Source organism: Paenibacillus sp. EKM301P, from assembly GCF_011800295.1.
In the GTDB taxonomy this organism is placed as follows: domain Bacteria; phylum Bacillota; class Bacilli; order Paenibacillales; family Paenibacillaceae; genus Paenibacillus; species Paenibacillus polymyxa.
Window position 1 is genome coordinate 1 of sequence record NZ_JAALFM010000094.1, and the last position, 425, is coordinate 425.

At 53.9% G+C, this 425-nt stretch carries 1 protein-coding gene; it reads right to left on the bottom strand.

Features of this window, described 5'->3' with window-relative positions; all coding sequences use genetic code 11:
* The coding region (locus tag HFD99_RS24985) for a condensation domain-containing protein (protein ID WP_238797312.1) at window positions 1–425 on the bottom strand (425 nt) is incomplete at both ends.

Sequence of the window (425 nt, forward strand, 5' to 3'; positions counted from 1 at the left end):
TGCTCGAAGGCTTGCAGCGTACGTTCTCGGGCTTCCAGCAGGTAGCTGTGGAACGTTTGGTTGCCCTGCGGCTGGTGTCGGATGGCTAGTGTATTAACGAACATGCCGATCAGTGGCTCCAGTTCTGGCAACAAGCGGCCTGCTACCGGCGTACCGATGATCAGATCATCCTGACCGCTGTATTTGGACAGTAGGATGGTATAGGCACTCAGTAGCACCATGTACAGCGTACTTCCGGTCTGTACCGCAATTCGGCGCAGTTGCTCGGATACATTCGGGTCCACTGTAAATTCATACATTGCTCCCTCGAAGCTGCGAACAGCAGGTCTAGGATAAGCAATCGGCAGATCCAGTACAGGCAACTCTCCGGCTAAATGCTCCAGCCAGAACTGTTCCCGGCGTTGGTATGATTCACGCTGCATTTC